At 40.4% G+C, this 534-nt stretch carries 2 protein-coding genes; both read right to left on the bottom strand.

Annotated elements, in window-relative coordinates:
- The coding region (locus CIGNP91_RS07105; RefSeq protein WP_141081106.1) for an aminotransferase class I/II-fold pyridoxal phosphate-dependent enzyme at nt 1–358 on the bottom strand (358 nt) is incomplete at its 3' end.
- Between the two features lie 9 nt (nt 359–367).
- The coding region (locus CIGNP91_RS07100; RefSeq protein WP_442861883.1) for a dCTP deaminase at nt 368–534 on the bottom strand (167 nt) is incomplete at its 5' end.

Here is a 534-nt window from a genome sequence, read left to right as displayed (position 1 = left end):
CCTTGGTTTTATCGCTTATTAACTCTTTTATAGAGGCTGGATTTATATTACCATTTAAAAGTACATCAGCAAATTTAATCCTAGCCCCACACATTATAGCTGCATTAGCAGTGGCTGCAAAGGTTATAGGGGTGGTGATAACTTCATCGCCAGGTTCCACGCCAAGTGCGATATATCCAGCGTGAAGTGCTGAAGTAGCTGAGTTCATCGCTACAGCAAATTTGGCTCCAGTAAGCTCGCAAAGCTCACGCTCAAACTCCACCACACGATTTCCACATGTAAGCATATCGCTTTTTAGCGCTTCTATCACGGCTTGTATATCATCATCTTCTATTTTTTGTCTGCTATAAACCATCATTTTAAACCCTTATTGTAGTATTCTTGGTAGGGTTATGCCAGTTTGGGATTGATATTTGCCATTTTTGTCAGCGTAGCTAGTTTCACAAATCTCATCCCCTTGTAAAAATAGCACCTGAGCTATCCCTTCATTTGCGTAAATTTTAGCCGGAAGTGGGGTGGTATTTGAAATTTCAA

This window comes from Campylobacter sp. P091 (assembly GCF_002138935.1).
Taxonomy (GTDB): Bacteria; Campylobacterota; Campylobacteria; order Campylobacterales; family Campylobacteraceae; genus Campylobacter; species Campylobacter devanensis.
The sequence above is the reverse complement of the archived record's forward strand: the minus strand, read 5'-3'. Positions and strand labels throughout refer to the sequence as shown.